General features: G+C 70.0%; 20 protein-coding genes. 4 read left to right on the top strand and 16 right to left on the bottom strand.

What is annotated here, in order from left to right:
- Positions 1-26: 26 nt before the first annotated feature.
- The 7 genes from Q333_RS0112370 to ybgC all read right to left on the bottom strand — a co-directional run bounded on the left by Q333_RS0112370 (position 27) and on the right by ybgC (position 6227).
- On the bottom strand, positions 27-1151 hold the full coding sequence (locus Q333_RS0112370; protein WP_029417355.1) for a DUF3667 domain-containing protein: 1125 nt from the start codon (positions 1149-1151) through the stop codon (positions 27-29).
- Between the two features lie 67 nt (positions 1152-1218).
- Positions 1219-1776, bottom strand: coding sequence for a peptidoglycan-associated lipoprotein Pal (gene pal / locus Q333_RS0112365; RefSeq protein ID WP_029417353.1), 558 nt, complete (start codon positions 1774-1776; stop codon positions 1219-1221).
- 122 nt (positions 1777-1898) lie between these two features.
- Positions 1899-3311 (bottom strand): Tol-Pal system beta propeller repeat protein TolB, encoded by a 1413-nt coding sequence (tolB, locus tag Q333_RS0112360; RefSeq protein WP_029417350.1) that lies wholly within the window; start codon positions 3309-3311, stop codon positions 1899-1901.
- Positions 3312-3591: 280 nt separating this feature from the next.
- Positions 3592-4428, bottom strand: a complete 837-nt coding sequence (locus Q333_RS0112355; protein WP_029417349.1) for a hypothetical protein — start codon at positions 4426-4428, stop codon at positions 3592-3594.
- Positions 4429-4431: 3 nt separating this feature from the next.
- Positions 4432-4887: a protein TolR gene (gene tolR / locus Q333_RS0112350; protein WP_029417347.1), complete on the bottom strand. Its 456-nt coding sequence runs from the start codon at positions 4885-4887 to the stop codon at positions 4432-4434.
- 1 nt (position 4888) lies between these two features.
- Positions 4889-5647, bottom strand: a complete 759-nt coding sequence (gene tolQ / locus Q333_RS0112345) for a protein TolQ (RefSeq protein ID WP_029417345.1) — start codon at positions 5645-5647, stop codon at positions 4889-4891.
- 130 nt (positions 5648-5777) lie between these two features.
- Entirely contained in the window at positions 5778-6227 is a 450-nt protein-coding gene (ybgC, locus tag Q333_RS0112340) for a tol-pal system-associated acyl-CoA thioesterase (RefSeq protein ID WP_029417343.1), read from the bottom strand.
- A 91-nt stretch (positions 6228-6318) separates the two neighbouring features.
- Between ybgC and Q333_RS0112335 the strand changes: the two genes are divergently transcribed.
- On the top strand, positions 6319-7866 hold the full coding sequence (locus Q333_RS0112335; RefSeq protein ID WP_051651294.1) for a serine hydrolase domain-containing protein: 1548 nt from the start codon (positions 6319-6321) through the stop codon (positions 7864-7866).
- Here the strand turns inward: Q333_RS0112335 and ruvB are convergent.
- The 5 genes from ruvB to Q333_RS0112310 all read right to left on the bottom strand — a co-directional run bounded on the left by ruvB (position 7863) and on the right by Q333_RS0112310 (position 11601).
- On the bottom strand, positions 7863-8900 hold the full coding sequence (gene ruvB / locus Q333_RS0112330) for a Holliday junction branch migration DNA helicase RuvB (RefSeq protein WP_029417341.1): 1038 nt from the start codon (positions 8898-8900) through the stop codon (positions 7863-7865). The two genes, Q333_RS0112335 and ruvB, sit on opposite strands and share 4 nt — an antisense overlap.
- Before the next feature lie 178 nt (positions 8901-9078).
- Positions 9079-9696: a Holliday junction branch migration protein RuvA gene (gene ruvA / locus Q333_RS0112325; protein WP_029417340.1), complete on the bottom strand. Its 618-nt coding sequence runs from the start codon at positions 9694-9696 to the stop codon at positions 9079-9081.
- The gene (gene ruvC / locus Q333_RS0112320; protein WP_029417339.1) at positions 9693-10199 is read right to left on the bottom strand and encodes a crossover junction endodeoxyribonuclease RuvC; all 507 of its coding nucleotides are present in this window, start codon (positions 10197-10199) and stop codon (positions 9693-9695) included. Before ruvC ends, ruvA begins: the two co-directional genes overlap by 4 nt.
- Before the next feature lie 49 nt (positions 10200-10248).
- Positions 10249-10824: a TonB family protein gene (locus Q333_RS17065; protein ID WP_029417338.1), complete on the bottom strand. Its 576-nt coding sequence runs from the start codon at positions 10822-10824 to the stop codon at positions 10249-10251.
- A 3-nt stretch (positions 10825-10827) separates the two neighbouring features.
- The gene (locus Q333_RS0112310; protein ID WP_029417337.1) at positions 10828-11601 is read right to left on the bottom strand and encodes a YebC/PmpR family DNA-binding transcriptional regulator; all 774 of its coding nucleotides are present in this window, start codon (positions 11599-11601) and stop codon (positions 10828-10830) included.
- A gap of 169 nt (positions 11602-11770) precedes the next feature.
- Between Q333_RS0112310 and Q333_RS0112305 the strand changes: the two genes are divergently transcribed.
- Positions 11771-11956 carry a hypothetical protein gene (locus Q333_RS0112305; protein WP_029417336.1) on the top strand — a complete coding sequence of 62 codons (186 nt, stop codon included), beginning with the start codon at positions 11771-11773 and terminating at the stop codon, positions 11954-11956.
- Positions 11957-12120: 164 nt separating this feature from the next.
- On the opposite strand, the gene Q333_RS0112300 is transcribed toward Q333_RS0112305, so the two are convergent.
- Positions 12121-12558: an acyl-CoA thioesterase gene (locus Q333_RS0112300; RefSeq protein ID WP_029417335.1), complete on the bottom strand. Its 438-nt coding sequence runs from the start codon at positions 12556-12558 to the stop codon at positions 12121-12123.
- A gap of 211 nt (positions 12559-12769) precedes the next feature.
- Between Q333_RS0112300 and Q333_RS0112295 the strand changes: the two genes are divergently transcribed.
- Both Q333_RS0112295 and Q333_RS0112290 read left to right on the top strand, forming a co-directional pair.
- Positions 12770-13903 (top strand): zinc-dependent alcohol dehydrogenase family protein, encoded by a 1134-nt coding sequence (locus Q333_RS0112295; protein ID WP_029417334.1) that lies wholly within the window; start codon positions 12770-12772, stop codon positions 13901-13903.
- A 55-nt stretch (positions 13904-13958) separates the two neighbouring features.
- Entirely contained in the window at positions 13959-14468 is a 510-nt protein-coding gene (locus Q333_RS0112290) for a DUF1993 domain-containing protein (RefSeq protein ID WP_029417333.1), read from the top strand.
- A gap of 63 nt (positions 14469-14531) precedes the next feature.
- Here the strand turns inward: Q333_RS0112290 and Q333_RS0112285 are convergent, their stop codons facing one another.
- Genes Q333_RS0112285 through Q333_RS0112275 form a run of 3 tightly spaced genes read right to left on the bottom strand, consistent with a single transcriptional unit; the run spans position 14532 to position 17063 of the window.
- Entirely contained in the window at positions 14532-15200 is a 669-nt protein-coding gene (locus tag Q333_RS0112285; RefSeq protein WP_029417331.1) for a hypothetical protein, read from the bottom strand.
- A 52-nt stretch (positions 15201-15252) separates the two neighbouring features.
- Complete coding sequence (locus Q333_RS0112280) at positions 15253-16128, bottom strand: ribokinase (RefSeq protein WP_029417330.1); 876 nt, start codon at positions 16126-16128, stop codon at positions 15253-15255.
- A complete protein-coding gene (locus Q333_RS0112275; protein ID WP_029417329.1) occupies positions 16125-17063 on the bottom strand; it encodes a nucleoside hydrolase in 939 nt (312 codons plus the stop codon). Before Q333_RS0112275 ends, Q333_RS0112280 begins: the two co-directional genes overlap by 4 nt.
- Positions 17064-17109 lie beyond the last annotated feature (46 nt).

The raw sequence follows: 17109 nt of genomic DNA, 5'->3' as shown, positions 1-17109 counted from the left end.
CACCGATTTGAGGCCGCCGCAAGGCGTCAGAAGCCCAGGCCGAACAGGATCACCCCGACCAGAAACAGGGTGAAGACGAACAGGCTGAAGAACAGCAGCACCACCGTACGCCACAGGGCCGAGAACCAACCCAGCGAATAGGTCCCCTTCAACTGCGCGAACATGTGGACCGGCACGGCGAAGGTCAGGATGCCGCCGATCGCGCCCACGGTGATCTGCCACCAGTTCTCTTCCGTTCCGGCGATCCGGTCGATCAGTGATAGCCCCATGGTAAAGATGGCCATGAAGGTCAGGGAATAGAGGACGAACACGCCGTGATCGTACCAGGTAAAGCCCCGCTTCCAGGCGAACATCAGCCACACGAACGGGATCGACAGCGGCACCAGCAGGAAGGCAAACTTATAGAGCGTCTGCTGCACCTTGTAGAAGGCGAACTCGGGGTTCGCGAGCTTGTGCAGGATCTTCTCCTGGAACTTCTTGTCGCCGACGCCGATGGTGACGTTGCCGTCGCGCACGGCGTCGGCCATTCCGGCCTGCCAGCTTCCAGGTTCAAAGCCGTCGGATCTTGGGCCGGCCGTGCGGGCCTCCTCCAGGCGGGTCAGCTGGCCGCGGGTCGCCTCCGCGGCGGTGCGCATGCCCGCCAGCACGCCCTCGGCGCCCGGCTCCCCGGCGGCCAGGTTCCGCTCAGCCTCGGCCACCGCGGCGTCGGCTTCGGTGACCGCCTCGCGCGCGGTCTCGATGCGCTCTTCCAGCGAGGCGACCTCGACCGGGCTGCCGCCGCCGAAGCTCAGCAGGAAGAACATCAGGAAGACGGTGAACAGGAAGATCGCCAGCGGCGAGACGTAGCGGGTGCGCCTGCCCTGGATCCACTCGCGCGTCAGCCGCCCGGGATTGAGCAGCAGCAGCGGCAGGGTCCGCCAGATGCGGGCGTCGAAATGCAGCACGCCGTGCAGCACCTCCTCGAACAGATGCAGCAGGCTGCGGTGCACATGGGTCGGCTGGCCGCAGTTGGAGCAGAACTTGCCCGAGACCGGCTCGCCGCAGTCGGTGCAGTTGGCGTGATGGTCGCCGGCCTGACCCGTCGGCTTCTCGACGGCGGCCGCAATCAACCCGCCTGTCGCGGCTCCGCCCGCTGCGTCGATGTCCACCATACCCGCCCCCTGGCCGCGTCACGGGCACTGTGACGCGGCGCACAACAGGGGGCAAGCCGCCCGGGCGCTACTGCGCGCCCGAAGCGATCGCCGTCCGGCCGTTGCGGTTGCGGGCCCAGGCCTCCTCCGTGGAGCCTTGGGCGATCGGGCGCTCCTTGCCGAAGCTGATGGTGTCGATCCGGCCCGCCGAGACGCCGCGCTCGATCAGATAGTTGCGGATCGATTCCGCCCGCCGGGCGCCCAGCGCTAGATTGTACTCGCGCGTCCCGCGCTCATCGGCGTTGCCCTCGATGCGGACCGTGACCTGCGGATAGCGCTGAAGCCAGGCCGCCTGGGCGTCCAGTCGCGGATAGGCCTCGGGGCTGATCTGGTAGCTGTCCAGATCGAAGTAGATGCGATCGCCGACGTTGACGACGAAGTCGTTCTCCGACCCCGGCGCGCCCGAGCCGATGCCGCCCCCTTCGATGGCGCCCGTTCCCGGACCGGGATAGGCGGGTATGTTCACGCCCTGGTCGGCGCCGCCGGGACCGGTCGCGCCCTCCACCGGGCGGCGCGGGGCGCAGGCGGCCATGGCGGCCACGGCGACGCCGATCAGGGCGACCTTGGCGATGCGGGATGCGGTCATCATGGGCTCGTCTCCTCTGTCGTCTCCGGCGGTCAAGCTTAACGCGCCGGGCTTCATCTCAAGGCGTCAACCGGGGCGATGACGCGGATGTGAGTATCCGGGGGCCCCGCCCCGGAAATCAGTCAGGTGTCGCAGCTGTCGGGTCCGCCGCGGCCAAGGTTTGCAGGGGTCTCGGACAACAGGGGCGACCAGGCCGGATCGCTGCCTCGACCCTGATATCCCGACTGGGCGACCACTCGCCCCGACAGGTCGACCATCCACAGGTTGGTGTCGCCCCCGCGTGTCTGACGCGAGAACATCAGGTAGCGGCCGTTGGGGGCCCAGGACGGGCCTTCCTCGAAGTAGCTGCGCGAGATCATCCGCTCGCCCGAGCCATCCGGGGCCATGACGCCGATGCCGAACTGGCCGCCGCCGGAGCGGGTGAAGGCGATCAGGTCGCCGCGCGGGCTCCAGGCTGGGGCGGTGTAGCTGCCGCCGCCCCTTGAGATCGGCCGCTGGCCCGAGCCGTCGGCATTCATCACATAGAGCCGAGGTGTCCCCGACCGGTCGGAGTTGAAGACGATCCGCGTCCCGTCCGGATTGAACGAGGGCGAGGTGTCGATGCCGGGATCCGTGGTCAGGCGTGATAGCCTGCGCGTCTGCAGGTCCATGACATAGACGTCGGTGTTGCCGCCCCGAATGATCGAGAAGGCCACCTTGGTCCCGTCCGGCGAATAGCGCGGGGCCAGCGGCTGGCCGTCGAACTCGCCCAGATTCTCACGGCGGCCCGTGGTCAGGTTGTAGAGGTAGATGCGGCTGTAGTCCTCGCCCAGCGCCATGTAGATGATCTCGTCCGGATTGGACGAGAACCGCGGCGTCAGGATGATCTCCGATCCATCGGTCAGGAAGTTCGGATTACCGCCGTCCTGATCCACGATCGCAAGGCGGCTGAGGCGGTTGAGCCCCGTGCCACTCTCGGCCACGAAGACGATGCGGGTGTCGAAGAAGGCGCTCTCGCCCGTCATGCGCTCATAGACGACGTCGGCGATCTTGTGGCCGATGCGCCGCCATTGCTCAGGCGTGGCGGTGAAGTTGTAGCTGACCAACTGGCACTGGCGGTACGGGTCGTACAGCCGGAAGCCAAAGTCATTCCGACCATCCGCGCGCGGCGTCACCGAGCCATACAGCACGGCCTGCGCACCGATCTGGGTCCACTGCGGAAAGTTCGGCGCATTGGCCAGCGTCAGGCCGGTTTCGATGAAGCTGGCCGGGTTGATCGGCTCGAAGAAGCCCGAGCGCCGCAGGTCGCCCGACACCACCTCTGCGATGGAGGCGCCGTTCTGGCCGCTAAAGGGCGCGACCGCGATCTGGAACGGCCGCAGCACGCCCTGATCGATCTCGACCTCGATGGGGCCGCCGTCCTGGGCCGGCTGCTGCTGCGCCTGCTGGCGCGAGGGGCCGCCGTTCAGGGATTGCGTCGCTGTCTGGGCCTGCACTAGGGACGCGGCGGCGATGCCCATCGCGGCGACGGTGGTGAGCAGCAGGTTCAGACGCATCGTTGTCTCCGAAGGGGGCGAGGCGAGAGGTCGTCGGACCTTATCCCCGGCCCGTGTGACAAACGCCAGCTTGGCGGCGATTGGGGCGAGATTCGGGACGGCAAGTCCTGCCGGGCACGGTTGTCAGGCATCGTCAGCCCAGGCAGGCGGTCATGTCCGAACCTGGCCGACTTGCGGGAGGGGGCATGGCGACGCTGGCGACGACCACCTTTAGCCAGAGCCAAACGCGACCAGTCCGACTGGCTTTGCCTTGAGCCTTTTCGCACCGCTGCCCGCTCGTTCAACGATCCCGGCACATACGCGATGTGACGAATGTCGGTCGGAAGTCGCCGCCAGGGAATCCCCGAGGGACATCGAAGGGCGAGCTCTGGCGCATGGCCCTGATCGCTCCGTCGGCCTGAGCTCTCCAAGCCGCGTCCGAGCGCGGGGAGACGAGGGTCGGTCCGCGTGTAATCCGGCCATCCGGCCCGATCGTCACATCCATGGTGATGCGCATGTCCGCGCCGCCTGGGATGTCGCAGAGAACCGTCCAGTTCCTGGAAGCCTGCTGGAGAATTGCGCCGGTCACTTCCGGACCGACCGCCTGTGGGGCCTGACCCCGGCCCTGCTGGCCTGTCGGTGCGCGCGGCCCCGGCGTCGGCGCGGGGCGGCGGGGACCGGCCAGGGCGTCCAGATCGAGCGGCGGCGCGTCCGAGCGCGAGGGCGCGGGCCGCGTCTCGGTCCGGGGCGGGTTGGGCCGGGTCTCGGTGCGAGGCGGTGTCGGGCGGGGCGGCGTGGGAGCCGGCCGGGTCTCTCGAGGCGGGGTCGGGCGCGGCGTCGGCGCGGGCCGGGGCGGCGGTGGCGTCGGCGCCGGAGCGGGCGGCGTGGGCTCCGGCGGCGCCGGTTCCGGCGGGCTTTCGACCGGCGCGGTGGCGGCGTCTTCGGTGACGAGTTCCTCGGACGGATTGTCCGCGGGCGCGGCCTCGATGACCTCCGACGAGACGATCGACACCGGCACGGAGTTCACCATCGGCACGATGTCCTCGCTCTCGGGCCAGCGCACGAAGAACATCGCCGCCACGCCCGCGTGCAGCAGCAGCGCCCCCAGAATCGCCGGCGATGGAGCCCGCGTCGCCACTCTCTATTCCTCGGCCGCCGTGTCGGTGATCAGGTTGATCTTGGTGAAGCCCGAGGCCGAAAGCCGCGCCATCACCCGCGCCACCGCCTGATAGGGCGCGCGCCCGTCCGCGCGGACGAACACCGACAGCTCGTCCCGCTCGGTCTCGCCGGCCGCATCGCTGACCCGCTCGATCAGGGCGTCGAAGGCTGTCTCGTCACGCTGGACGAAGATGGCCCCGTCCCGATCGATGGAGACGGTCACCGGCGGCTGCTCGGTCTCGACCGCGCTGGCCTCGGTCTTGGGTAGTTCGACCGGCACGCCGACCGTCAGCAACGGCGCCGAGATCATGAAGATGATCAAGAGCACCAGCATCACGTCCACCAGGGGCGTGACGTTGATTTCGGACAGGGGGCGTTTGCGCGGCCGGCGTCGCCCCCGGACATGGCCTCCCCCGCCCGCGCCTCCACCTAGCGCCATGTCAGATGCTCCGACGGGAGCCGAGATCGGACGGGGGCGGGGGCGGCGGTGCGACCGGGGCCGAGCCGCCGCCCAGACGCCGCGCCACGGCCGCCTGCAGGTCGTCGGCGAAGCTCTCCAGCCGGCCGCTGAACTTGCCCGCGTCGATCGAGAACTTGTTGTAGGCGATGTAGGCCGGGATAGCCGCCGCCAGACCGATGGCCGTCGCGAACAGGGCCTCGGCAATGGCCGGCGCCACCGTCGTCAGATTGGTGTTTCCGGCCGCCGCGATACGGCCGAAGGCGTTCATGATCCCCCACACCGTCCCGAACAGGCCCACGAACGGCGAGGCTGTGGCGACGACCGACAGGACGCCGAGCCCTTCCTCCACCCTCTGACCCTCACGCGCGATAAGGCTGTCCAGCGCCCGGTCGATACGGGTGATCAGCAGATTGCCTTGCGTGTCGGTCAGCGGGCCCTTGGACCGCGTCTCGCGCCAGTCCGACAGGGCGATCTGCAGCATGCGCGGCAGGGCGTGGCTGGGCTCCGGCCCGGCCTGGGCCGCGACCTCCTCGAGCGAGCGGCCGGACGCGATCGACTTTTCGAAGGTGTCGGCCTGGCGGTTCAGGGCGGCGAAGCGGAAGGCCTTGTCGATGATGACCGTCCAGGACCACACCGAGGCGATGGCGAGGCCGACCATCACCGATTTCACGACCCAGTCGGCGGCCATGAACAGGTGGACGGGATTCAACAGGCTGGCGTCGGCGGCTTCGGCGGTCATTCGGTCGTCCCACGGTCTAGGCCCGGCCTATCGAGCGACCGCGCATGGCTGTTCTATGGCAGATCGGGCCGGGATGTCCTTACCGGGGCCTGCCGAAATCTGACGACCGCCGGTCTGTGGCGCGAAAGACTCAGGCTGCGCCGAGCAACCACGGGGTCACAGCCTCCACCAGCGCCTTCGTCGGACGGCGCGGACGCCCATCCAGATGGATGCAGACGGCGGTCACATCGGCCCGGCACAGCGCCTCGCCGTCCCGCTCGATGACCTGGGAGATCAGCAGCCTCGGACCCTTCACCGCGTCGTAGCGCGTCCGTACGGTCAGGGCGTCGTCGATGCGCGCGGGCTTGAGGAAGGTCAGCCGCATCTCCGCCAGCACGAACGCCATCGGGGCGGCGTCCTCCAGCAACTGGGCGTGGCCGATGCCGATGGCGCGCAGGAAGTCCGACCGACCGCGCTCGAAATAGCGGACATAGTTGGCGTGATAGACCACCCCGGTGAAGTCGGTGTCCTCGTAATAGACGCGCACGGGCAGCAGGTGGTCGCGCGCTTCGAACCGGCCGGAGGTGGGGGTGTCGCTCATCGGGCCTCGCTTGGCCGCCGCCCTGACAAAAGCTTAACTGGCGGGCGGCCGGGGCTTCAGGATAGCCGTGGGCCGCTCAGAGGGAAACGCCATGAACCGCCGCCTGCTCTCCGCCGCCCTCGTCCTCGCGCTCGCGGCCGGAGCTCCCGCCCTGGCCCAGGCGCCGCAGACGCCGCCCGCCGCCGCGCCCGCGCTCCGCCCGACCAGCCTCGCCGAGGCCATCCCTCTGATCGACGCGGGCTTCGACCGCTGGCAGGCCCAGGCGCACGCACCCGGCCTGATCTACGGCGTGGTCAAGGACGGGGCGATCATCCACCTGCGCATGGCGGGCCAGCGTCGGCTGGAAGACCCCGCCCCGGTCGAGACCGACACCCTTTTCCGCATCGCTTCCATGTCCAAGGCCTTCACGGCCCTGGCGATCCTGAAGCTGCGCGACGAGGGCCGGTTGTCGCTGGACGCCCCGGCCGAGACCTATGTGCCGGAGGTGGCGGACTGGATCTATCCCACGACGGATTCCCCACGCATCCGGGTCCGCGACCTGCTGAACCACGTGGGCGGCCTGGTCACGGACGACCCGTGGGGCGACCGCCAGCAGGTGCTGACCGAGGCCGAGTTCACTGCCCTGCTCGAGGACGGCCCGCCCTTCACCCGGGCACCCGTGACGGCCTTCGAATACTCCAACTACGGCTACGCCCTGCTTGGCCGGATTATCAGCAACGTGTCCGGCCGCCCCTACCAGACCTACATCACCGAGGAGATCATGCGCCCGCTCGGCATGACGTCGACCGGTTACGACGTCTTCGCCTCCGATCTGGACCAGCGCGCGCTCGGCTACCGCTGGGAGAACGAGGCCTGGGCGCCCGAGCCGGACATGCGCGACGGCGCCTTTGGGGCCATGGGCGGGGTCCAGACGAACGCGCCGGACTATGCGAAGTGGGTCGCCTTCCTCGCCTCGGCCTGGCCGGCGCGGGACGGGCCCGAGACCGGCCCGGTCCGCCGCTCGACCGTGCGCGAGATGGCCAGCGGATCGAACTTCGTCTCGCCGCGCCTGCGCACCGGCCCGGACGGCCAGCCTTGCCCGGGCGCCGGCGCCTACGACATGGGGCTGCAGGTCGCCACGGACTGCGAGATCGGAACCTATCTGGCCCACGGCGGGGGCTATCCCGGCTATGGCTCCTACATGATGGTCCTGCCGGATCGGGGCTTGGGCCTGTTCGCCTTCTCCAACCGCACCTACGCCGGTCCGTCCGCCCCCCTTATGGAGGCCGCCGCCCTGCTGGTGCGCGCGGGCGTCGCGCCGGTCCGCACGATCCCGCTCAGCGACGACCTGGCAGCAGGCTATGCGGCGACGCAGGCGATCTTCGCGGCAGGCGACGTGGCGGTCGCCCAAGAGCGTCTCGCGATGAACTTCCTGATGGACCGCTCGGTCGAGAACTGGCGCACGGTGCTCGGCGCGCTGAAGGCCGACACCGGCGCCTGCGACACCTCCAGCGCCATCGCACCCAATGGCGCGCTCGCGGGCTTCTTCGACTGGTCCTGCGACAACGGCCGGGTCAACGGCCGGGTGTTGATGGCCCCGACCGAGCCCGCGACCATACAGGCCCTGAACTTCCGCTTCGTTCCCACGCCGGCGCCCTAGGACGGATCGAACAACCCCGCCTGCGGGCTCGTGGGCTTCGGCGGCTCCGCCAGCCCCAGATGCGCATAGGCCCGCGCGCAGGCCATGCGCCCGCGCGGCGTGCGCTGGATGAAGCCCTGCTGCAGCAGGTAGGGCTCGATCACGTCCTCGACGGCGTCGCGGGCCTCGGCGATGGCGGCGGCGAGGGTGTCCATGCCGACGGGGCCGCCGCCATAGTTCTCGATCAGGGCCTTGAGGAAGCGGCGGTCGTTGGCGTCCAGACCCGCCTCGTCGATCTCCAGCCGGCTCAGCGCGCGGGCGGCGACGAGTTTGTCGATCACCGGCGCGCCTTCGGCCCCGGCGAAATCGCGCACGCGGCGGAGCAGACGCCCGGCCACACGCGGGGTGCCTCGCGACCGGCTGGCGATCTCGCGCGCGCCGTCGTCGTCGATCGGCGCGCCCATCTTGCGCGCCGCCCCGGTGATGACGCGGACCAGTTCGTCGGGCGTGTAGAACTCCAGCCTCAGCGGAATGCCGAACCGGTCCCTCAGCGGCGTAGCGAGCAAGCCCGCCCGCGTCGTCGCCCCCACGAGCGTGAAGGGCGCGAGATCGATCCGCACCGACCGCGCCGAGGGCCCCTCACCGATGATGAGGTCCAGCACATGGTCCTCCATTGCCGGATAGAGGATCTCCTCGACCGTCGGGGCCAGCCGGTGGATCTCGTCGATGAACAGGACGTCGCGCGGTTCCAGATTGGTCAGGATGGCCGCGAGGTCGCCGGCCTTGGCCAGGATCGGACCCGACGTCGCCCGGAAACCCACCCCGAGTTCGCGCGATACGATCTGGGCCAGCGTGGTCTTGCCGAGCCCCGGCGGGCCGAACAGCAAGACGTGGTCCATCGCCTCGCCGCGCCCGCGCGCCGCCTCGATGAAGACCTTCAGATTGCCCTTGGCCTGCTCCTGGCCGACGAAGTCCGACAGGGTCTGGGGCCGGAGCGCCCGGTCGTAGGCCTCACCGTCGGCGGGCTGTGGAGAAATCAGGCGATCATCCGTCATGCAAAACCTCCCTTCTCCCCTTGCGGGAGAAGGTGGCCCGCAGGGCCGGATGAGGGGTGAAACTCGGTTCTCAGGCTGGGGGCAAGACCAAACGACTTGTCCGCATCCTCGTACCCCTCATCCGTCAGCCTTCGGCTGCCACCTTCTCCCGCAAGGGGAGAAGGAAACCGCAGCGCCCTCATCGCCCCAGCTCCTGCAATGCGGCGCGGATCACGGCCGACAGATCGGCGTCCTCACCCAGCCGGATCAGCGCCTGATCCACCGCCCGGCGCGCGTTGACCTCGGCCACGCCGAGACCCAGCAGGGCCGACACCGCCTCGCCCGTGACGCTCGGCGCGGGCGCTGTGGCCTCGACGTGCACGCCTGGCGCGGACGGGGTGAACGACACATCCCCCAGCGGCTTGCCCTTCAGCTCCGTCACGATGCGCAAGGCGAGCTTCGGCCCCACGCCGTTCGCCCGCCCGACGGCCGCCTTGTCCTCCCTCGCCACGGCCGAGGCCAGCTCGCCCGGCGGCAGCACGTCCAGCACCGACAGGGCCGCCTTGGGCCCCACGCCCTGGATGCCCAGCAGCGTCGTGAACGCCCTCCGCTCATCCCGCGTCAGGAAGCCATACAGCCGGGGGCCGTTCTCGGCCGACCAGCTCTGTTCGACATGCAGCGTCGCCTCGTCGCCGGGCGCCGGCAAGCGCTGCAAAGTCCGCGCGCCGCAGCTGACGACATAGCCCACGCCCGCGCAGTCGATCAGGCAATGGCCCTCCTCGACCTCGGCCAGCACGCCGCGCAGACGGCCGATCACGACGCCACCGCCAGCAGGGCGCGCTTGCGTAACTGCGCATGGGTGATGGCCACGGCCAGGGCGTCGGCGGCGTCGGCTTTCACCTCGCCGCAGGTGGGCAGGAGCCGCTTCACCATGAAGGCGATCTGGGTCTTGTCGGCGTGGCCGGCCCCGACCACGGCCTTCTTGATCAGGTTGGGCGAATACTCCGCAACCGACAGCCCCGCTCGCGCGGGGGCCAGCATCACCGCCGCCCGCGCCTGGCCCAGCTTCAGCGTCGAGGCCGGGTTGACGTTGACGAACACCTCCTCGATGGCCGCCTCGTCACAGGCATGGGCGGCGCAGACCTCCCCGACCTTGTCCAGCAGCCACAGCAGCCGCTCGGACAGGGACAGGGTGTTGGGTGGCGTCACCACCCCGTGCGCGACCCAGGCCAGCCGCGACCCCTCGTTGACCACCACGCCCCAGCCGGTGCGTCTGAGGCCGGGATCGAGACCGAGAATTCGAGTCGCTGCGTTCGCCATCCGTTCCAGTCATGCCGCAAACAGGGTTAGCGAACAATGACCGTCGCAATCAGCCCGCCAGGCGCGGCTCGGGGGTGAAGCGCATGGCGAAGCGAACCTGTCCGGCCTCGGCGACCCCGTCGACCGTCCGAGGCGACAACCGGGCTCGCGCTACGGCCTCCAGCGCCGCCTCGCGAAAGCCTCGACCTATCGGGTCTTCACTCGCCACCTGACAGGTTTCCAGCAGGCCCGTCGTCGTCACACGACAACTCAGGACCACCGTGCCGGGAACCATCTCGCCGTCGCGCGAGACGGGATAGTCCGGGCTGGGAACTTCGATCCACCGCGGCGGGACCACCGTGCGCCCCTCATTGTCCTCGAAGGCCCCGCTGTCGGGTATGGCCGCGTCGGCCGTGACGGGCGGGGCGATGACGTTCGCCTCATAGACGACCGAGGTCTGGGTTCGCGATCGCTGGATGGCGTCCTTGAGGGCGGCACCCGCTTCTCCCAGCCGTTGCGCGACCGCCCAGGACAGCCCGCCGATCAGAAGGAGTGCGATCGCCCAGGCCGCGACGGTGACAAACAGACCCCCACGCGATGCCCGACGCGCCGTCTCTGGCTTGGCTCCGGCGTCCGGCTGATCCATCCCCTACCCCGCGTACTTTGCCAGGTCCTCGTCGGAGATGTCCTCGTTGGAATAGACGTTCTGCACGTCGTCCTCGGCGTCCAGCGCGTCCAGCAGCTTCATCAGGGTGCCCACCGTCTCGCCGGTGACCGGCACGGTCGACTGGGGCTTCCAGACGATGGCGGTGGACTTGGGATCGCCCAGGACCTTGGACATGGCCTCGGCCACCTCGTTCAGGTCCTCGAAGGCGGTCCAGATGGTGTGGCCCGGCGCGTCCTCGTAGATGTCCGGCTTGACCAGGTCGCTCTCGACGTCCTGGGCGCCGGCTTCGATGGCGGCCTCCATGACGGCGTCCTCGGTGCCCGCCTCGGCCGGATAGATGATGCGGCCGACACGGTCCCACATGAAGGCCACCGAGTTCATCTCGCCCAGGGCGCCGCCGTTCTTGGTGAAGGCGGCGCGCACGTTCGATCCCGCCCGGTTCCGGTTGTCGGTCAGGGCCTCGACGATGATGCCGACGCCGCCGGGGCCGCGCCCCTCGTAGCGGATCTCCTCCATCGTATCGACGTCGCCGGACGAGGCCTTGTTGATGGCGCGCTGGATCACGTCCTTGGGCAGGCTCTCGGCCTTGGCATTGTTCACCGCCAGGCGCAGGCGCGGGTTCATGGCCGGGTCGGGCAGGCCGGACTTGGCCGCCACGGTGATGTCGCGCGACAGCTTGGAGAACAGCTTGGACCGGGCCGCGTCGGCGCGGCCCTTCTTGTGCATGATGTTCTTGAACTTGGAATGGCCGGCCATGTTTGTCTCGTAAGGGCGCTAACGCTCGCGACGCGGTCGCTCGCTGCTTGAGCGCGATCAGTCGGGATCGGCCGCATCTAGCCGATGGTCGCTGCCCTGTCACGACGGAGCCGCCGGAACCGCCGCGCTTGACGCGGGTTGAAACTCAGACCCCGACAGGAGCCCCGCGATGAGCACCGCCGACACCTACGAAGACGCCGCCGACGAGGGCGAGGCCGACATCGTCGAATGGTACGAGGCCCGGCCCGTCACGGTCTCCACCGCCGTCGCTACCGGCTCCATCGTCGCCGCCTTCGCGCTGGGCGTCCTGACGGGCGTCGGCGCATTGGCACTGCTGGGCTATATGGACGATTGACGGTCTTTGTCCCTCCACGGCACGGGGAGGGGGGTCGAAGCGGAGCGGAGACCGGGTGGGGGCGGCCCGGCGACCCAATCTCTGCCATCGCGTGTGTTCAGCCTTGCCGCCCCACCCGGTCGCTTCGCGACCTGCCCTCCCCCCAAGGGGGAGGGAAAAGGTCATTAGGTCGCCAGGCTGGCCAGGAAGCCCCGCATCCCGTCCGACAAGGGCACCGGCCGGTTTGTCTCCCGATCCACATAGACGTGGACGAAGAAGCCCACCGCTGCCGCCTCATCCTCGTTTTTCTTGAACAGGCCGATCTCGTATCGGACCGACGACGTGCCGACGTGCGCCACACGCACGCCCGCCTCGATCTCGTCAGGGAATGCCGTCGGCGAAAAGTATCGGCACCCCGTCTCGGCGACCAGGCCGATGACCTTGCCGTGGTGGATGTCCAGCTGCCCCGACACGACCAGCAGCCGGTTCACCGCCGTGTCGAAGAAGGAATAATAGACCACGTTGTTCACGTGGCCGTAGACATCATTGTCCATCCAGCGCGTCGAGATGGCCTGGAAGCGGCGGTAGTCGTTGCGGTGCGTGCGTTCGATGGTTCCGGCCATGACGGTCCTTCTTGGGCGCTAACGCTCGGGACGCGGTCCCTAGCAGCTTGAGCGCGGCTTCGTGGGTTTCCTCGGCGAGTCTGATGCGCGCCTGACCCGACGCTCGGGCTTGGCCTCCGCGACGTCAAGCGCCTATCCAATCAAGCGAGCATCCGCGCTCAAGCCGCGAAGCGCCGCGCGCTGCGCGTTAGTGCGCAAACAGAGGCCCGCCATGTCGCCGATCACCGCCCGCGCCGCCGTTTTGCGCCAGTCCGGAGCCGCCCGGCCCTATGCCGACAGCCGCCCGCTGAGCCTCGAGACCGTCACCCTGGACCCGCCCGGCCTCGGCGAAGTGCTGGTCGCCATCAAGGCCGCGGGCCTGTGCCACTCCGACCTCAGCGTCATCAACGGCGACCGGCCCCGCCCCCTGCCGATGGCGCTGGGCCATGAGGCGGCGGGCGTCGTCGAGGCGCTGGGAGACGGCGTCAACGACCTCGCCGTCGGGGATCATGTCGCCATGGTCTTCATGCCGTCGTGCGGTCATTGCGCGCCCTGTGCCGAGGGCCGACCGGCGCTGTGCGAACCCGGCGCGGCGGCCAACGGCCGGGGCGAGCTCTTGTCCGGCCGCCGCCGCATCTTCCGCGAGGGCGAGCCCCTGAACCACCACCTCGGCTGCTCCGCCTTCGCCGAGCGGGCGGTGGTGTCGCGCCGGTCCCTCGTAAAGATCGACCCGGCTCTGAGCTTCGAGGAGGCCGCCCTGTTCGGGTGCGCGGTGCTGACCGGCGTGGGCGCCGTCGTGAACACGGCCGGGGTCCGCGCGGGCCAGAGCGTGGTCGTGGTGGGTCTCGGGGGCGTCGGCCTCGCCAGCGTGCTCGGCGCTCTGGCCTGCGGAGCCTCGCCCGTGGTCGCCGTCGATCTGTCGGAGGACAAGCTGGCGCTCGCCCGCACGCTCGGCCCCGTCCACACCGTCAACGCCGCCGATCCGGACGCGGTCGATCAGGTCCGCGCCCTGACGAACGGCGGGGTCGATGTCGCGATCGAAATGGCCGGGTCAGTGCGTGCCTTGGAAGCCGCCTGGAAGATGACCCGGCGCGGCGGCCTGACCGTCACCGCCGGCCTGCCGCCACCGGACGCGGCGCTCCCGGTCAACGTGGTCTCCCTGGTCGGCGAGGAGCGGACGCTGAAGGGCTCCTACATCGGCACCTGCGTGCCCAGCCGCGACATTCCCCGCTACGTCGCCCTGTATCGCCAGGGCCGCCTGCCGGTCGACCGGCTGATGAGTGGCACGATCGCGCTGGACGACATCAACACGGGCTTCGACCGGCTGCATGCCGGTGAGGTCGTGCGGCTGGTCGTCACCTTCTGACGACCGCTTCCCTCGCGGCCCCGCCCGGCTAAGGTGACGCCAGAAGGAGACCCCAATGGCCACCGAACTCTACGATCTCAGCGTGCCCGCCTTGACCCGGGGCCTGCGCGCTCTCGACGGCGTCCTCGACAAGGCCGTCGCCCATGCCGCCGCGACCGGTCAGGACGCCGAGGCCTGGCTGGACAACCGCCTCGCGCCGGACATGCACCCGCTGCGCAAGCAGGTGCAGATCGCCTGCGACGGCGCCAAGCTGTGCGTCTCACGCCTGTCTGGCGTCGCCGCCCCGGTGCACGACGACAGCGAAGTCAGCATCGCCGATCTGAAGGGCCGCATCGCCGAGACCCTGGCCTACATCGGTTCGGTCCCTCGCGACGCCATCGACGGCCAGGAAGCGCGCGAGGTGATCCTGACCTTCCCCGGCGGCCAGATGGCGTTCGAGGGTCGGCCCTATGTCACCGGCTTCGCCCTGCCCAACGTCTACTTCCACCTGACCACGGCCTATGCCCTGCTACGTCAGGCCGGGGTTCCTCTGGGCAAGCGCGACTATCTCGGCGCGCCGGGCTGAGACCGCTCAGCGGCTCTTGAGGATCGCCCAAACCAGGCCCGTCGTCCGGCTGATCGTGACCGTCTAGGCGGGATCCGCGGCGACAGGGGCGGCATCGTCCTTGGCGGCTTCGGCCTGCGGCTGGGCGGCGGGCGGCGCGGTGGACTCGGGCTCCGGCTGGGCCTCCGAGGAGGTTTCGGCTGCCGACGTGTTCGCCTCCTCCGGCTCGGTGGGAGGCTCGCGGACGGGCTCCGGCGGCCGGGGTTCGCGGCCGTCATCGCAGTAGGCGAAGAAGTCGGCCAGGGCGGCGCGCCCTTCACGCTCGGCTGCGAGGCGCAAATCGCTGCCGCCTCTTCCGACTGCGATCACGCCCGAGGTCTTCAGGGCGGCGAAGACAGGGTGCTCCGTCGGCGCCCGGCTGGCATGCTCGAAGGTCCCGGTGGCCGTGCCTGCGGTCAGCACGGCCTCGCCCCCTCCCGGCCAGGTCATCTCGAGCTGACGCGAGCGCGGCAGGCAGGACAGGGCGAACAGGTGCTCGCCCTCGGCCCAGTCCCCGTCGCCGAACTGCAGGTCGCCCGAACCCCCGTGCACGGTGAAGGCCCAGTCGTAGTCCGCCGGAACCGCGTCATCGAACACCAGGCCATCGCCTGCGGCCGAAGCCTCCTCTTCAGGAGCGCCGGGCTGGCACGCGCTCATCAGCGTAAGCACGGCCAAGGCCAAGGCAGGTACGACGAGACGGGTACGACGGCGCATGGCGCTCTCAAGATGGCACCGTCCCCCCGACGGCCTCCGACCCTAGGCCGCGTCAACCGTGTTCGCCAAGCCTTGGCTCGCCTGCCGCCAGGATGCGCTCGACATCATCGCGGCCCGGCAGCGACGGCTGCGCCCCCGCCCGCGTGGCCGCCAGGGCTCCGGCGGCGCAGGCGAACGAGAGCGCCGCCTCAGCGTCCATGCCTTCGATCAGCGCCACCGTGATTGCCCCGACGAAGGCGTCGCCGGCCCCGGTGGCATCGATGGCCGTCACGGCGGGCGGCGTCGCCGCTGCCAGCCTGAGGCCGCGCTGATACATTTCCGCGCCCCGCGCGCCTTGGGTCACCACGACCCGGCCGCCGCCCGCGTGCAGGGCATCGCCGTAGAATGCGGCCTCGCCCTCATTGACCACGATCAGGTCCGCGCGCCGCACCAGGGCCTCCGACACCGGCTGGGCGGGGGCCAGGTTGGCGCAGACGAAGCCCGCAGCCCGACCCACCGCCGCCTCGACCGTGGGGATCGGCAGCTCGAGCTGAACGATCAGCGGTCCCTCGACCCTTGCCGGAAGCTGGTCGAGCGTCATGCCGTGGTTCGCCCCGGCCGCCACCACAATCTGGTTCTCGCCCGACGGATCGACCGCAATCAGCGCCACGCCTGTCGGAGCGGTCGGATCGACCGCGACGCCCGACAAATCGACGCCGCCGGCCCTCAGCAGAGCCAGAGCCTCGTCCGCCATCGCATCATCGCCGATCTGCCCGATCAGGGCGACCTCGCCCCCCAGCCGCGCTGCCGCCAGCGCCTGATTGGCGCCCTTGCCGCCGGGATGACGCGCGAGCGCGGCCCCCGTCACGGTCTCGCCCGCGAGGGGCAGACGCGGCGCCGTGGCAACGAGGTCCAGGTTGATCGAGCCGATGACCGTCAGCCGCGTCATGGCAACCGCTCCAACCGCTCGGCAATCAGGTCGAAAACCCCTTGGGCATCGGCCTCGGCCACCCAGTGATGCCGGGCGCTGGCCGCATCGACCCGCAACTCCACCGCGGTATGGCCGCGGGTCAGATCGCTTTCGGTCTCGACCTCGATCCGGCACGGCACGGCCCGGAACAGTTCGGGTTTCAGCAGCCAGGCGATGGTGCAGGGGTCGTGCAGCGGCGCCCAGTCCCAGCCGACGATCCGGCGCTCGACGTCCTGCGAGAACCGCAGCAGCGCCGCCGCCGTCCGCGCGCAGAAGCCGGGCAAGGCCTGGATGGCCGCGATCCGATCCGCCGTCGCCCGAACCTGATGGGTCGCGTCCAGACCCAGCACGGTGATGCGGCAGTCGCTGGCGAACACCTGGGCCGCCGCGTCCGGATCGGCCCAGATGTTGTATTCCGCCGAGGCCGTGATGTTGCCGCCCTCAGACCGCGCCCCGCCCATGATTACGACCGGCCCCAGCCGTTCGGCCAAGGCAGGCTCGGCCCGCAGCGCCAGCGCCAGATTGGTCATCGGGCCCATGACGGCCAGCGCGACCGACCCGGCCGGGCGCGACATCACCGCCTCGACGATCGCGTGAGCCGCCACTTCGGGCGCGGCGGGTGCATCCGGCTCGAACGTCTCCAGCCCGCCCAGTCCCTCGGCCCCGTGAAAGTCTCCAGCGTCGGCAGGATCGCGCCGCAACGGCCGCTCCGCCCCGGCGAAGACAGGCACGTCCTCCCGCCCTGCGATCTGGCGCAGGATGCGGGCGTTGCGGGTCGTGCGCTCCAGCGAGACATTGCCCGCCACCGTGGTCACCGCCAGCAAGTCCAGTTCCGGCGAGGCGAAGGCGAGGAGCAGTCCCACGGCGTCATCCACGCCCGGGTCGCAATCGATGATGAGGCTTTGTCTTTGCACGGACCCTGAATGGCGGGGTCGCGCAGGCGGGGCAAGAGAAAGGGCG

Source organism: Brevundimonas bacteroides DSM 4726, from assembly GCF_000701445.1.
GTDB classification, from domain to species: Bacteria; Pseudomonadota; Alphaproteobacteria; order Caulobacterales; family Caulobacteraceae; genus Brevundimonas; species Brevundimonas bacteroides.
This window is presented reverse-complemented; position numbering and strand designations above follow the sequence as displayed.

What these genes read in the sequence shown, in the direction of transcription:
- Q333_RS0112370 (WP_029417355.1), bottom strand. Translation starts at nt 1,151, where the DNA reads ATGGTGGACATCGACGCAGCGGGCGGAGCCGCGACAGGCGGGTTGATT.
- pal (WP_029417353.1), bottom strand. Translation starts at nt 1,776, where the DNA reads ATGACCGCATCCCGCATCGCCAAGGTCGCCCTGATCGGCGTCGCCGTG.
- tolB (WP_029417350.1), bottom strand. Translation starts at nt 3,311, where the DNA reads ATGCGTCTGAACCTGCTGCTCACCACCGTCGCCGCGATGGGCATCGCC.
- tolR (WP_029417347.1), bottom strand. Translation starts at nt 4,887, where the DNA reads ATGGCGCTAGGTGGAGGCGCGGGCGGGGGAGGCCATGTCCGGGGGCGA.
- tolQ (WP_029417345.1), bottom strand. Translation starts at nt 5,647, where the DNA reads ATGACCGCCGAAGCCGCCGACGCCAGCCTGTTGAATCCCGTCCACCTG.
- ybgC (WP_029417343.1), bottom strand. Translation starts at nt 6,227, where the DNA reads ATGAGCGACACCCCCACCTCCGGCCGGTTCGAAGCGCGCGACCACCTG.
- Q333_RS0112335 (WP_051651294.1), top strand. Translation starts at nt 6,319, where the DNA reads ATGAACCGCCGCCTGCTCTCCGCCGCCCTCGTCCTCGCGCTCGCGGCC.
- ruvB (WP_029417341.1), bottom strand. Translation starts at nt 8,900, where the DNA reads ATGACGGATGATCGCCTGATTTCTCCACAGCCCGCCGACGGTGAGGCC.
- ruvC (WP_029417339.1), bottom strand. Translation starts at nt 10,199, where the DNA reads ATGGCGAACGCAGCGACTCGAATTCTCGGTCTCGATCCCGGCCTCAGA.
- Q333_RS17065 (WP_029417338.1), bottom strand. Translation starts at nt 10,824, where the DNA reads ATGGATCAGCCGGACGCCGGAGCCAAGCCAGAGACGGCGCGTCGGGCA.
- Q333_RS0112310 (WP_029417337.1), bottom strand. Translation starts at nt 11,601, where the DNA reads ATGGCCGGCCATTCCAAGTTCAAGAACATCATGCACAAGAAGGGCCGC.
- Q333_RS0112305 (WP_029417336.1), top strand. Translation starts at nt 11,771, where the DNA reads ATGAGCACCGCCGACACCTACGAAGACGCCGCCGACGAGGGCGAGGCC.
- Q333_RS0112300 (WP_029417335.1), bottom strand. Translation starts at nt 12,558, where the DNA reads ATGGCCGGAACCATCGAACGCACGCACCGCAACGACTACCGCCGCTTC.
- Q333_RS0112295 (WP_029417334.1), top strand. Translation starts at nt 12,770, where the DNA reads ATGTCGCCGATCACCGCCCGCGCCGCCGTTTTGCGCCAGTCCGGAGCC.
- Q333_RS0112290 (WP_029417333.1), top strand. Translation starts at nt 13,959, where the DNA reads ATGGCCACCGAACTCTACGATCTCAGCGTGCCCGCCTTGACCCGGGGC.
- Q333_RS0112285 (WP_029417331.1), bottom strand. Translation starts at nt 15,200, where the DNA reads ATGCGCCGTCGTACCCGTCTCGTCGTACCTGCCTTGGCCTTGGCCGTG.
- Q333_RS0112280 (WP_029417330.1), bottom strand. Translation starts at nt 16,128, where the DNA reads ATGACGCGGCTGACGGTCATCGGCTCGATCAACCTGGACCTCGTTGCC.